The sequence below is a fragment of the Pauljensenia sp. UMB10120 genome, from assembly GCF_030212035.1.
Taxonomy (GTDB): Bacteria; Actinomycetota; Actinomycetes; order Actinomycetales; family Actinomycetaceae; genus Pauljensenia; species Pauljensenia radingae_A.
The window spans coordinates 213953-227779 of record NZ_JASODH010000003.1 but is presented as its reverse complement, the minus strand read 5'-3'; the positions used below and the strand labels follow the sequence as shown (position 1 = coordinate 227779).

Below are 13827 nucleotides of genomic sequence, written 5' to 3'. Positions count from 1 at the left end.
CGCCACTGTCACGTGTGGTTGCTGAGAGTGCGGGCGCAGATGGCGCTGAAAACGTGGACGCTGTCGGTCGCTAGAAGTACAGGCGCACCTGCGCGGAATGCGGATCCCACCGCGGCCACGGCGCACTGTGGTGGCGAATGAAATACACCCAGTCCTCATGCATGGAGAGACTGTCCTCATCCAGTTCCCCGTCATAAACCGGCGCGTCGAAACTGTTGCGCAGCGTGGTGAGCGCGGATTGCGGCGGCTCGATGTCAGTGGGGAAGCGTACCAACGCGGTCTGAGCTTCTGGATTGTGGTGCACATCGAATGAGAACGGCAGATCGAAGCAGTGCTGGGAGAGTTGACGCGGCCACGGCCATTGAAAACAGTAGCGCCAGGTAGCAGCGCCACCCTCGTCCCTGGACTGCAGGCAGCGACGAAGCGGGGCGTGGACGAGCGGCTCGGTGCTGATCGCTTGGTTCAGGATCTGGCGAGGGTCGCGCAAGGCGCTCCAGCGTGCGACGAATCGGCGGGCATCGTCCGCGGTCCAGCCGCACGTCTGCAGCGCGGAGGCAATGGCTGCGGCCTGCTCGGTGGTGGCCGGGTTAGTGCCTGTGCCGTTCTCACCTGCGAACTCGTGCGCCGTCGAACCGATCAGCAGTGGCACCGAGGTGTGGCCGGGCGTACGCGCAATTACGGCCGGGTGATCAGGCAGGACCGGGTCTCCGATGACGGGGCCGAAGGGGGAACGCTGCGGGCATTCGATGGTGAGCGGATCGCAACCGTCAGCGTCAACCTGCATCTGTGCCGTCTCGCCCAGCGCGATGATGAGGTGCTGTTGAGCGGAGTAGATGGTTTCCTCGCTCAGGGAACACCAACCGTCGAGGGTGGCGGGGATACCCGCTGCGAGGGCCATGTGTACGGCCGTGACGTGAGAGTCGTCAACGGTCAGCGTGATGGGCAGGGGAGATTGACAGATGGCGGCGTGGAATAGCCCCTCGGCTTGCTGGGATGCCATGAGTGCGTGGATGCAGGCTGCTCCCGCGCTGTGACCGGCCACGGTGACGTTATCGGGGTCACCGCCAAAGCTCGCGATATTGTCTCGCACCCAGGTCAGCGCCATGATCAGATCGAGCAGCGCTCTGTTCGTGGGCGCATCGGAGCCGTCGACCCAGCCGAAACCGTCGAAGCCAAGGCGATACGACACGCTGACCGTCACGATGCCGTCGCGGTTGAAGGCGTTCCCGTCGTACCAGGGGGACGAGGGAGACCCTGCGACGTATCCACCGCCGTGGATCCACACCATGACGGGTGCGCGCGCATCGGTGCGGCCGGGATGAGGCGTAAAAACGTTGACTAGAAGCGTGTCATCGCCGGCGATTGACGGTTCAGGGATGGTGGTGACATCAAGGAGCGCATGCCTCTGCGCAGTGGCGCCGGGGCGCGTGGCGTCGATGGGCTGCTCCCAGGGTGAGCGGCGCCGTGGGGCGAGGAAACGCAGAGGACCGGTCGGTGGCTGCGCGAAGCGTGAGGAGGCACTGACGCCCGCAATATGGTCGCTTTGTTGCTGTTTTGTAGCGTGACAGCATGTCGAAAACCGGTGAGCTGCGCATGGTGATTGAAAATGAGCCATCCTCGGGGAACAATCACACTATGGCCACACGCGAAGAACCACGAAAGCGCCGTCAGCCGGGACGTCCTCCCGCCGGCAGTGAAGACAAGCGCGCCCGAGTCCTGCACGAGGCGGTCGAGCTTTTCGCTCATCAGGGATATGCGGGAACATCTCTGGCGGAGATCGCGCGGGCAGCGGAGATCTCCAAAGCCGGGTTGCTGCATTACTTCCCGTCCAAGGATGCGCTTTTCGCGGCCGTTCTGACCCAGCGTGACCAGAAAACTCACGAGGAATTCCTCCTCGATTCGACCGACGACCCGTGGAAGCTCCTTGACCAGTGGGTGCACCTGATTGAACGGAATGTGCAGGATCCCACCGGGGTGGCGCTCTACTCGGTGATGAGTGGCGCTGCCGTGAGCGATGAGCATCCGGCTCATGAATGGTTTACCGGTCACCTCGCCACAACGATTGAAATGTTGACCCGCGCTTTTGACGAAGGGAAGAAAGCGGGAACTGTAAGACCGGATGCGCCGTCTCGATCTCTCGCGCGCTGTCTGGTAGCTCTTTCTGACGGACTGCAGGTGCAGTGGCTGGCGGCCCGAGCGTGCCGCGACAAAGACAAGGCCACCGTGTTCGGCACGGACCTGGTCACCGAAACCCGCATGCTTGCCCAGGCCATTCGCAGCACGTGGGGCATGTAAGTCGGAGTTGGCCGGGCGCTTACTCGTGGGGTGCAGCGATGCATCCGCGCCTGTGTGGGGAGAGCAGAGCGTGATATCTCGGGCGTGTGGGTGCTCCCGCGCGCCGCCAGCCCACTGCCCGCGCTAGTGTGAGGCAGCTGTGATGACACGAGCGTAACGGATGGAAAACGACTTGAGCATCATGGGTCGTGACGGATGTTCCAATTTTCAGATTTCCGCTACTGTGGTACTTGCAGACCTGAGTTTCTGCGCGAGAAGTCCCCTATGGCGGAAGCGACCTTCACGGGGAGCATTCCTCGCAGGAGGTTTCCACTTGTGGGAACGGGTCGGCGCACCAGGCAACCGAGCTGAGGCGAAGGAGATAGACGCGTGATTTTCCGCCCCATTATCTCCCTGTGGGTCCTCGCCATCTTCTTTATTGCATGCGTGGCACTGTGCGTCTGGGGCGCTCGCAGACGTGCGATGAGTTCGCGCGTGAATCTGGTTCGCCGCCTCCTGATCGTCTCACTCATGACATTCATGCTTGCCGGCCCGTCCATCAGGCAGGAGTCGCACAGCACCACCTCGGATGTTGAACTGTGGTTCGTCATCGACCGCACAGGATCGATGGCGGCCGAAGATTATGGTCCTGACCGTTTGCCGCGCCTCGACGGCGTCAAAGCGGATGTCGCCACGATCGTTGACCACATGCCTGCCGCTAGGTTCTCAATCTTCACGTGGGATCGTGACATTGAGCGGGTTTTGCCCGTCACCAGCGACATCGGCGCGATCGACTCGTACATGCAGATCATGGGCCAGGAACTGTCCTCCTCGTCCCAGGGCTCATCATTGGCGCGCCCTGTGAGTGACCTGCGCAGCTACCTCACCAAAGCTCAGGAATCGCGCGGCGGAAACTCGCGCTATGTCGTCGTCATGGGCGATGGGGAGAACACCGAGGACGCCTCGCAGGGAGTTGGGGACTGGCGTTCAGTGGCAGAGGCATGTGACGGTGCGCTGGTCATCGGGTATGGAACTGCCGAGGGGGGCCGGATGAAGGCGCGTTCACTCGATCAATCCCAATCCGGCTACATCCCCGACCCGCAGGACCCTTCCAGGGACGGGATCTCATCTGCTGATGAAGGTGCCTTGCGTGAGGTCGCCAGTCAGCTCGGTGCTGACTATGTCCATTCGCCCGATAACGGGTCGATTATTGACCATGCTGCTCAGTTCAACTCTGAGGGCAAGCTGATATCGGAGTCACGTGACACAGTTGAGGTGTACCGCTACTACGTCTGGCCGTTCGCATTGGTGTTTGCCGTGTTGCTGGCATGGGAAGCCTCGGCAATCGTGGCCCGCATGCGCAAGATGAGGAGGGCTCATGTCATCTGATCAGCCACCGTACGACTCTGCTTGTCCGCAATCCTCTGCGGGCGGAGCCAGTGCGCAGGCTCCACATGACGATGCCAGCGCGCATCTTTCGCGTGCAGGTGCGTCGTCACACGGTGGGCGCTCTGCCGGTAAAGCTGCGTCGAAGACCCGTGCCCGCGGGTCGCTCGCATTATTGTGGTGGACGTTGCCGCTCATGCTGATCGTCTTGCTGGCAGCGGCATTCCTGATCGGATTGACACTGTGGTCGCACGCATCTGGGGTGGCATACCGCTCCGGAAACTACGACAAAGCGATGGGCGGCTACGACGGTCAGATGACGGTCACTCAGCGCGGACCGGAGCGATGGCTTGCGTTCTACAACAAGGGCACGACTTTCCTGGCTGAAGGCGAGGTTGACGGCGGTGTCTCTCAGCTGTCGACTGCGTTCGAGCTGGTGCCCAAGGCCGTCAGGAACGAGGACGGCACGATCGAGCCTTACTCCTATGAGTGCATGGTCAGGAATAACCTGGCCGTTGGAAAAGAGATCATGGCTGACGGGCTGGAAGCTCAGGGTGATCATCTGGGCGCGCGTGATACCTACGACGAGGCGCTCGAACTGATTCAGATCTGCCGGGCGCCCGATGACACCAGTCAGCCGCAAAGTGGTGACCAGTCTCAAAGCGGCAACGAGCCGCAAAGCGATCAGTCACAAAGTGGCGATAATTCCCAAAGCGGTGATCAATCCCAGAGCAGTGATCAGTCGCAAAGCAGCGACCAGCCGCAAAGCGGTGGCGGGTCGGATTCGGACTCCGGCTCAGATTCAGATTCCGACTCGGATTCCGACTCTGACTCACCTTCTGGCTCGCAGTCCGATCAGCAGTCCTCGCCGGCGGATCAGACAAATGACCGCATTTCACCTAAGCGCGATCGTGCGAATGACCAGCTGCCTGACGGTCAGAAGGATCGAAAGGACGGGGAACAGGACGATTCTGATGGCCAGGGTGGCGGCACCCGTCAGCCCCAGCCGAAGCCCGATCAAGGCAATGATCCGAACTCCACGCCTGCTCCGGAAAAGCGCGAAGATCCGTACGCGGATGAAACCCAGGAGGAGAAGGACCGTCGCGAGGAACTCAACCGGCGCTCGAAGGAAACCAACAGTGACGTCGATCCGTTGGATGGCAGCCGCGACACCAGGCCGAACGGGAAGTGGTGACACGACCGGCTCGGGCACCTCGGCGCGCTCGCTTCGCATGATGAGGGTGGCGGTTGAGTCTGTGCCCGCTCCACAGCTCGCAGCCGGCAGACTCTGCTCACGCTACACACGCATTGCAGCCGGCAACCCCCTCAGGCTGCTCCACATTTGTCCGGTCATATGTACTCGACATAGGACATGACAAAGCCTGTGGGGGTGACTGGTCTAACCGAAAGTAGGGGACTGAGGCGTCGTTTACGGCCTGACAGTTCGGTAGGCTGAAGGTGTGAAGGTTCTGCTCATTGGCAATGGTGGGCGCGAACATGCCATCGCGCGCGCACTGATCCGTACTGGCGCACACTCCCGTGTTCTGGCTGAACGCGGCACACCGCTTGAACTGTTCGCTCAAGCCGGAAACCCCGGAATCGACCGCATCGCCACACCTGTGGACTTCGGTGATGTCAACCCCGCTGACCCCAACGATTCCGACGCCATCGCGCAGCGCGCACGCGACCTGAACGCTGACCTGGTCATCATCGGACCGGAAGCCCCCCTCGTCGCCGGACTGGCTGACGCGGTTCGCGCGCAGGGCATCGCATGCTTCGGCCCAGGCAAGGAAGCTGCCCGCCTCGAAGCATCAAAATCTTTTGCCAAAACAGTCATGGACGAGGCCGGCGTCGCCACTGCCCGCTCCTTCACCTGTCATACGATGGACGAGGTTGACCAGGCGCTCCGCACATGCACCACCCCTCACGTTGTCAAAGACGATCAACTGGCCGCAGGCAAAGGCGTGTTGGTCACCGCTGACACTGACGCTGCACGCGAGCACGCGCGCCACTGCCTGGACCGTCCCGACGGTGCCGTTGTCATCGAGGACTACCTCGACGGGCCGGAAGTCTCCCTGTTCTGCATCAGCGACGGTACACACGTCGTCCCACTGGTTCCGGCACAGGACTTCAAACGCCTTCAGGACGCCAACGAAGGCCCGAACACCGGTGGAATGGGTGCCTACTCGCCGCTGCCGTGGCTCCACGACGGACTTGCCGACGAGGTTGTTCGCACCATCGCAGAACCAACGGTGCGCTGCATGGCGCAGCGCGGCATACCGTTCACCGGTCTGCTGTACTGCGGGCTGGCGATGTCCTCGAACGGAGTGCGCGTCGTCGAATTCAACGTCCGCTTCGGTGACCCGGAAACACAGGTCGTCCTCGAGCGTCTCGAATCCCCACTGCTTGACCTGCTCGACGCGGCAGCGCGCGGCACCCTTGACCAAGTCGCGGCCCCGACCTGGAGTGACGATGCGGCAGTCACCGTTGTCCTGGCCTCACCTGGATACCCCGTTCGTGCGCGCACCGGCCAAACGATCCGCGGAGCCGAAGCCGCAGAGGAACTGCCTGGAGTCCACCTCATCCACGCCGGCACAAAGACAGTTGACGCAGCGCAGGACAGTGAAGCGCGCGCCGCCCTCGTCGCTGATGGGGGACGCGTGCTGGACGTTGTGGCGCGTGCAGCAACCATTGGCGAGGCACGCCGCGCAGCGTATGAGGCAATCGAACGCATTGACTTCCCTGAATGCCAATTTCGGCGTGACATCGCGCAATGGCCAGACGGACTCAGCGCCTAGGCACACGCATATCAGCAGTTCAGCGCAAGGAGTGAGGGAGAAGAAAATGAGTGAGGCAGTCGAACTGGACGGGTGGACACACGTTAATTCTGGCAAGGTGCGTGACCTGTACCAAAGTGAGGACGGGCGCGTACTCCTGATGGTCACGTCGGACCGTATCAGCGCCTACGACTATATTCTGCCCACCGAAATCCCCGGCAAGGGCCTGGTGCTGACAGGACTGTCGACGTGGTGGATGAACAAGCTCGATTCGATTGTGGGGAACCATCTGCTTGATGAGCCGGTGCCCGCCCAGGTCGCAGGGCGCGCAGTAGTGTGCAAGAAGCTCACCATGTATCCCATCGAATGCGTGGTGCGTGGATACCTGACCGGCTCCGGTCTGGCGGAATATAAGCAGTCCGGCACAGTGTGCGAGATCCGCCTGCCGGAAGGCCTGACCGAAGCTTCGAAACTGCCTGAACCGATCTTCACCCCCGCAGCCAAGGCTGAACTGGGTGAACACGACGAGAACATCTCCTTCGAGCGTGCAGCCGACATGGTGGGGCGCGACGTGGCGGCAGCGCTGCGCGACACGTCCATCAAGCTGTATTCGGAGGCGGCGCGCATCGCTCGCGAGCGCGGCGTCATCATCGCTGACACCAAGTTCGAGTTCGGTGTTGACCCGGACAACGGTGAGCTGGTCCTGGCTGATGAGGCACTCACGCCGGACTCGTCGCGTTTTTGGCCCGCCGACCAGTGGGTTGAAGGCCAGGTGACTCCCAGCTTCGACAAACAGTATGTGCGCGACTGGCTGACCTCCGAAGAATCCGGGTGGGATCGCGCCAGCGGCGAGCAGCCGCCGCGCCTGCCTGACCGGATCGTTGAGGCGACACGTCAACGCTACGTTGATGCGTACACGCTGCTCACCGGTCAGGCACCGGAACCGCGCAACCAGCCACGTCAGTGAACCGTTTGACAGAGCTACCACATTAACCGCCGACACCTTAAGAAACCAGGAGGACCCAGTGGGCCGAATCATTGTTGAAGTGATGCCGAAACCAGAAATCCTTGACCCGCAAGGAAAAGCAGTCGGATCCGCACTGCCGCGACTGGGAATTTCCAGCTTCACATCTGTGCGTCAGGGCAAGTGCTTCCACCTGGATGTGGAGGGCGCCGTCACGGATGAGCACCTCGCCCAGGCACGCCGCGCCGCTGAAGAAGTCCTGTCAAACCCGATTATTGAGGACGTCGTGCGCGTCGAAGAACTTCTCGTTGACGAGGGCGCTCACGGTGATGCGCAATGAGTCCGAAGGAGAAAATCGGAGTCGTGACCTTCCCGGGCACGCTCGATGACCAGGATGCGGCTCGCGCTGTGCGCCTGGCCGGAGGTGAGCCGGTGCGCCTGTGGCACAAGGACACGGACCTGCAGGGCGTGGGCGCAGTAATTCTGCCCGGTGGCTTTTCCTACGGTGACTACCTGCGGTGCGGCGCCATTGCAGCGGTGTCCGCCATTATGGGGCCGATCGTTGATGCGGCCCGCACAGGCATGCCGGTGCTGGGCATCTGCAACGGTTTCCAGGTTCTGTGCGAATCACACCTGCTGGAAGGCGCACTGATCCGCAACACGCACCAGAAGTTCATTTGCCGCGATCAGACGCTGCGTGTGGAGAACGCGGACACCGCGTGGACCTCGAGCCTGACGCAGGGACAGACGATCACAGTCCCACTCAAGAATGGCGAAGGCTGCTTCCAGGCTGACGCCGACACGATCAAGCGGCTTGAGGATGAGGGTCGCGTCGTGTTCCGCTACGTGGATGTCAATCCGAACGGGTCGGCTCACGACATTGCCGGCATCACGAATAAGCAGGGCAACGTTGTTGGGCTCATGCCGCACCCCGAGCACGCCGTGGAAAGCGGTTTCGGACCGGTTCGTCGCGCGCAGCGCTCGAAATCATTCGGCGGGGACGGCTCCGTTGAGGTTTCCGGACATGGCGGCACCGACGGCCTGACACTGTTCGCTTCCGCACTGGCCACATTGGTGGGGTAAGTGAGGCATGACGACGCAGCGGCGTTCGCCCTCGTCCATGACCCCGCTATCCACAACCCATACACAATTTGATCCACAGGGAAACAGGCACGACGGTGCCACCGTCCACAAGCATGTGGACACAGCCTGTGGGCAACTGAGAATCTGGAGCTTGACATGACCCCCGCACATGACGCTGACCGCGGCGCGACAGGCGCGCCTATCCCGGTCGAAACCCCCGACACCGTTGAGGACGCTGCGCGCACGCCCGACACAGCGATGCCCTACCGCGAACTCGGCCTGAAAGACGACGAATACCAGCGCATCTGCGAGATCCTGGGACGTCGCCCCACCAACGCGGAACTGGCCATGTACTCGGTGATGTGGTCCGAGCACTGCTCATACAAGTCCTCGAAGAAACACCTGGGTGAACAGTTCGGCAAGAAAACCACTGACGACATGCGCGAACACCTGCTGGTCGGCATGGGACAGAACGCCGGCGTCGTCGACGTCGGCAACGGCTGGGCTGTGACATTCAAAGTCGAATCACACAACCACCCCTCATTCGTGGAGCCCTACCAGGGTGCTGCCACAGGTGTGGGCGGCATCGTCCGCGACATCATGTCGATGGGTGCACGCCCGGTAGCCGTGATGGATCAGCTGCGTTTCGGCGCACTCGACCACCCGGACACCGCCCGTGTCGTGCACGGCGTGGTGGCCGGTGTCGGCGGATACGGCAACTGCCTGGGCCTGCCGAACATCGGCGGCGAAACCGAGTTCGACCCGTCCTACCAGGGCAACCCACTGGTCAACGCCCTGTGCCTGGGCGTGCTGCGTCACGACGACATCCACCTGGCGAACGCGTCCGGTGAAGGCAACCTGGTGGTGCTGTTCGGTGCACGCACCGGTGGCGACGGCATCGGCGGCGCCTCGATTCTGGCGTCGGAAACCTTCGACGACGGCATGCCCACCAAGCGCCCCTCGGTGCAGGTCGGTGACCCCTTCATGGAAAAAGTGCTGATCGAATGCTGCCTCGAGCTGTTCGACGCAGGCGTGGTGCAGGCCATTCAGGACCTGGGCGCGGCGGGAATCTCGTGCGCCACCTCGGAACTGGCGGCCAACGGCGATTCCGGCATGCACGTGGATCTGGAAAACGTGCTGCTGCGTGACCCGACCCTGACGGCCGGTGAGATCCTCATGTCCGAATCGCAGGAACGCATGATGGCGATCGTGACCCCTGAGGACCGTGAGCGTTTCTTCGAAATCATCGACAAATGGGACGTGGAAGCCGCTGTGATCGGCACGGTCACCGGTGATGGCCGCCTGACGATCGACCACTTCGGCCAGCGCATCGTGGATGTGGATCCCAAGACCGTGGCAAATGAAGGCCCGGTGTACGACCGCCCGTACGCGCGTCCCGCATGGCAGGACGAGCTGCAGGACAACACTGTGGAAGCAGCAGGTCTTGCCCGCCCCGAAACCGCCGCCGAGTTGGACGAGGTGCTGCGCACGGTGCTGTCGGACGTCAACCAGGGATCGAAATCGTGGGTGACAGATCAGTACGACCGTTACGTGCAGGGCAACACGGCGCTCGCACAGCCCGATGATGCCGGCGTGGTGCGTGTCGATGAAGAATCCGGTGCGGGCGTGGCGCTGTCAACGGACGCGAACGGCTGGTTCACCAAACTTGACCCGTACGAGGGTGCCCGCCAGGCGCTCGCGGAAGCCTACCGTAATGTTGCGACGGTGGGTGCTCGCCCCGCGGCAATCACGAACTGCCTGAACTTCGGTAATCCGGAGGATACGGACGCGATGTGGCAGCTGGTCACCGCGATGGAAGGACTGGCTGACGGGTGCGTGGAGATGGGTGTGCCGGTGACCGGCGGAAACGTCTCCCTGTACAACTCCTCGGGAACGGAAAAAGGTCAGTTTGATTCCTCGATCAACCCCACCCCGGTGGTCGGCATGCTGGGCGTGATGGATGACGTGCGTCGTGCGAATCCGTCTGGCTGGACCGCTGAAGGGCTGGCTGTGGTGCTGCTCGGCTCCACACGCGATGAGCTGGACGGGTCGGCGTGGGCACGCATCGTGCATGACCACCTCGGTGGCCTGCCACCCAAGGTCGATCTGGAAGCGGAGATGGCGCTGGGACGGGTTCTGGCAGCTCTGTCCGCCGCTGACGGCCCTGATGGACAGCCTTTGATCCGCGCGGCACATGATCTGTCGAATGGTGGTCTGATCCAGTCGCTGGTGGATTCGGCACTTCGTTTCGGCATCGGCGGCAGTTTCGACATTGCGCAGGCAGCCGGCATTGCTGGCGTGGATGACTTCGTCATGTTGCTGTCTGAGTCGCAGGGCCGCGCGATGGTGGCCGTGGCCGAAGAATCCTTGCCGGCGGTGTACGCAGCTGCAGAGGCTGAGGGCGTGCAGGCGGCGCGCATCGGTACGACCGGTGGCGACATGGTGGTGATCACCGGCGGTGACGTGCTGACTGATTCAGGCAACGGCAACGGCTGGATGGCTGACATCACCGAGCTTCGCGACATGCAGGAAAGCGCGCTGCGTTCGCGTTTCTAGGTCGCCGGTTCGCGGCGGTCGGGCGCCCTCGTCAATAACTCTTTTTGGAGAATTGGCGAGGGTGATGCCGTGTGCTGATCGAATCTTCGGGCGTCAGTTGGATCGCTGCGCGCGGACGACGCGTGCGCTCATCACTGCTGGGTTCTGATAGATCAGCGTGACGGCAACGGCCAGGCCGTCGCGCACTTCGGCGGTTTGAGTGGATCGCAGGATGGGGGTGCGCAATTTGATGCCGAGTGTTTCGGCAACTGCCAGCGGAGCGCATATGGCTTCCACAGTCGCGTCGTTGCGTTCGATGCGGATACCCCATTCGTCGGTGAGTTTGGTCAGCGTGGTCACTGACTCGATCAGCGGGCTCGGATCCAGGTCAACACCGTCAATGCTGAGCGGAATGTGATCGTAGACCAGCATTGCGGGAGCCCCATCCACACCGATGACGCGAGTGGTGCGCCAGCATTTCCCGTCGGTGGCCGGTGGCAGCAGTTGACGCACGACAGGTGGCGGCGTGATTTTGTCGCATGCGGTTTCCAGGTAGGAAACCTGGTGGCCACGCTGGACGAATGTGCCGAACACTGTGTCGATCGGCTGGACGTCGACGAAGACCTGGTCAATATGTTGGGGGAGCTCGGCGGATTTGCGCACGAATGTACCGGCACCCCAGCGGCGTTCCACCTTGCCTTCAAGCCAGAGCTGTTCGAGGGCTGCGCGCACAGTGGTACGCGACACCGACAGCAGTGTGGCGAGGTCTTTTTCCGAGGGAAGACGGTCACCGGGCTTTAGATGCTGGTCGATGTGAGATCGCAGTTCCTGGCATGTTCTGGCCGACAAGTGTGTTTCTTGCATCAGGGTCATCTTATTGCAGTACGGTGGGTTTTTCCCTGTGGCGTCGGTCGGGCACACCGCAGGTTAGCACGCCGTGTTGAGATGCTTGTCCTGATCGCATCTCTTACTGGAGTGTTCTTGCTGGGAGATGTTGCGTTGACAACGCGCCGCAAGCGCAGTGATGTGAAGTAACACTGTAGGTCTGCTCCCGGGCTGAGGCAGGGGAGCGGGCACACCCTCATGCGGGGTCACATGTGACCAATGCTGCGTCAAGTGCGCCCGATGCGCGTGATGAGCCACTGTTGAGACGACAGAGTCTGCTGCGCTCAAAACCTCCTTTCTACGGTCGAGGCAGCTTATGCAACAGATTGGACAGCGACTATCAAAAGAAACCACACTTGCGAAACCTAGAGTAGTCACCTACCTGTGTGTCGCTTATCTTTCAGCCCGCATTCGGACTAGGTGGATACACGCCCAGACATGCAGCCGCCGCCAAGATTAGGCCCATGGTGAAAGGGCTAAAATTTAGCGGTAAAAATTCTGGCACCCTACAAAAGTCCATACGCAAAATGGCTGGGAAGAGATCGTGATACTGGCTTCGAGACAGTAGTGTTTGAAACCGTTGTCAGGATTACAAAGCCTCATACGAGAGTAAGCGGATGCCTAGCGGCATTGTAGATCAATTCGCGAAAACTAGCTTCTGTGCGTGTCAGCGAATAAATGCCAGGTGATTGCATGTGTTTGAAGCAGAATCGCGTAACTTGTGGCAAGGGATAGTAACCTTCAAATTAGATAGCTGCTTGTGTATCAGCGTGAAAGGAATCCCGCTTCAGCTAAGTGGTTGTGTACGTGAAATCTCTCCTGAGCCGCGCTTGATCAGCCGCGTCGATACCACAACCGACTGATCCTGAACCCGATTGTTCTCAAGCATATCTATTAGGATGGCGGTAGCAATTTGTCCGATCAAAATTGGATTCTGCGCAACTGCAGTCATACCTGGATCCAGTTCTGCGGCAAGTTCTATATCGTCGAATCCAACCATCGCTATTTCTTCGCTACGCTTGGTCGCTCGAAGCGCTTGAATAATGGCCACATTAATTCGGTTTCTGGAGCCAATGAACGCGGTGGGTGGATTATTGGATTCCAAAAGCGGTACAGCCGTCTCTCTCGCCTGTATTGGGTCAAGTTGGTCGAGGCGAATAATAGCCTCAGTGGTGTCTATTGCTGCCTCCTGAAGCCCTGCTAGGAATCCATCGCGACGAGCGGTCATCGGAACTGAGGCTTCGTCTCCTAAATACGCTATGCGTCGGTGTCCATACGAAATCAAGTGACGCGTGGCTTGTCGCATTCCATCATAGTTGTCCGAGATAACGCAGGGAACCTGCTCGAAGTCGGATGGACGGTCGACGATAACGATCGGTAAACCGGTTTCTGCCGCTGCACCCAGATACGATTGGTTTCCTGGTGGAGGTGCGATAATCAAACCATCGATTTGGTGTGCGCGCATTGTCATGACGAGCTCGCGGGCGTAATCCCGATCGTCATCATTACTCGCCGTAAGAGTTAGAGATCCAGAGTCGCGAAGAGATTTTTCGATTGCGCGATGAAGCTCTGCAGAAAATGGGTTCGAGACGTCTCTTAGAATTAGCCCAATTGTCCAATGGGCGTCCTTTTTCCTCCTCAGCTTAGATGCCGACAGGTTCGGCACGTATCCGAGTTGCTCAACCGCGCGAAATACACGCTTCCGCATAGAAGAGTTAACGTTACCAGTATGATTCACGACCCTTGACACCGTCATTGGACTAACCCCTGCGGCTTTGGCAACATCCTTTATCGTAATCATCGTTCTTCAATCGTATCATGGTCTATTTGCCCAACATTAAAGGCTTTCGAAGGCTCGTCTCGAGGAGTGGTGGAGGGTCGAAAGCCCGAGAGGCCTCAGCGAATATAAGGCTGCTTTTACTT

The 13827-nt window shown here is 60.6% G+C and carries 11 protein-coding genes; 8 read left to right on the top strand and 3 right to left on the bottom strand.

Going from position 1 to position 13827, the window contains the following annotated elements:
- Positions 1-70: 70 nt before the first annotated feature.
- Positions 71-1615, bottom strand: a complete 1545-nt coding sequence (locus tag QP093_RS04455) for a carboxylesterase family protein (protein WP_285014989.1) — start codon at positions 1613-1615, stop codon at positions 71-73.
- Positions 1616-1635: 20 nt separating this feature from the next.
- On the opposite strand from QP093_RS04455, the gene QP093_RS04450 reads away from it, so the two are divergent.
- From QP093_RS04450 to purL, 8 genes are all read left to right on the top strand, one after another.
- A complete protein-coding gene (locus QP093_RS04450; RefSeq protein WP_285014986.1) occupies positions 1636-2295 on the top strand; it encodes a TetR/AcrR family transcriptional regulator in 660 nt (219 codons plus the stop codon).
- A 369-nt stretch (positions 2296-2664) separates the two neighbouring features.
- Entirely contained in the window at positions 2665-3663 is a 999-nt protein-coding gene (locus tag QP093_RS04445; protein WP_058237321.1) for a VWA domain-containing protein, read from the top strand.
- Positions 3653-4855: a tetratricopeptide repeat protein gene (locus QP093_RS04440; protein ID WP_285014983.1), complete on the top strand. Its 1203-nt coding sequence runs from the start codon at positions 3653-3655 to the stop codon at positions 4853-4855. Before QP093_RS04445 ends, QP093_RS04440 begins: the two co-directional genes overlap by 11 nt.
- Before the next feature lie 265 nt (positions 4856-5120).
- Entirely contained in the window at positions 5121-6458 is a 1338-nt protein-coding gene (gene purD, locus QP093_RS04435) for a phosphoribosylamine--glycine ligase (protein WP_285014981.1), read from the top strand.
- Positions 6459-6504: 46 nt separating this feature from the next.
- On the top strand, positions 6505-7404 hold the full coding sequence (locus tag QP093_RS04430) for a phosphoribosylaminoimidazolesuccinocarboxamide synthase (RefSeq protein ID WP_285014978.1): 900 nt from the start codon (positions 6505-6507) through the stop codon (positions 7402-7404).
- 58 nt (positions 7405-7462) lie between these two features.
- The gene (locus QP093_RS04425) at positions 7463-7741 is read left to right on the top strand and encodes a phosphoribosylformylglycinamidine synthase subunit PurS (protein WP_058237317.1); all 279 of its coding nucleotides are present in this window, start codon (positions 7463-7465) and stop codon (positions 7739-7741) included.
- Positions 7738-8484, top strand: coding sequence for a phosphoribosylformylglycinamidine synthase subunit PurQ (gene purQ, locus QP093_RS04420; protein WP_285014975.1), 747 nt, complete (start codon positions 7738-7740; stop codon positions 8482-8484). The genes QP093_RS04425 and purQ overlap by 4 nt, the downstream gene beginning before the upstream one ends.
- A gap of 156 nt (positions 8485-8640) precedes the next feature.
- Positions 8641-11040, top strand: coding sequence for a phosphoribosylformylglycinamidine synthase subunit PurL (purL, locus tag QP093_RS04415; protein WP_285014972.1), 2400 nt, complete (start codon positions 8641-8643; stop codon positions 11038-11040).
- Positions 11041-11133: 93 nt separating this feature from the next.
- On the opposite strand, the gene QP093_RS04410 is transcribed toward purL, so the two are convergent.
- Together QP093_RS04410 and QP093_RS04405 are read right to left on the bottom strand one after the other, a co-directional pair.
- The gene (locus tag QP093_RS04410; protein ID WP_285014969.1) at positions 11134-11883 is read right to left on the bottom strand and encodes a GntR family transcriptional regulator; all 750 of its coding nucleotides are present in this window, start codon (positions 11881-11883) and stop codon (positions 11134-11136) included.
- 808 nt (positions 11884-12691) lie between these two features.
- A complete protein-coding gene (locus QP093_RS04405) occupies positions 12692-13705 on the bottom strand; it encodes a LacI family DNA-binding transcriptional regulator (RefSeq protein ID WP_285014966.1) in 1014 nt (337 codons plus the stop codon).
- Positions 13706-13827 lie beyond the last annotated feature (122 nt).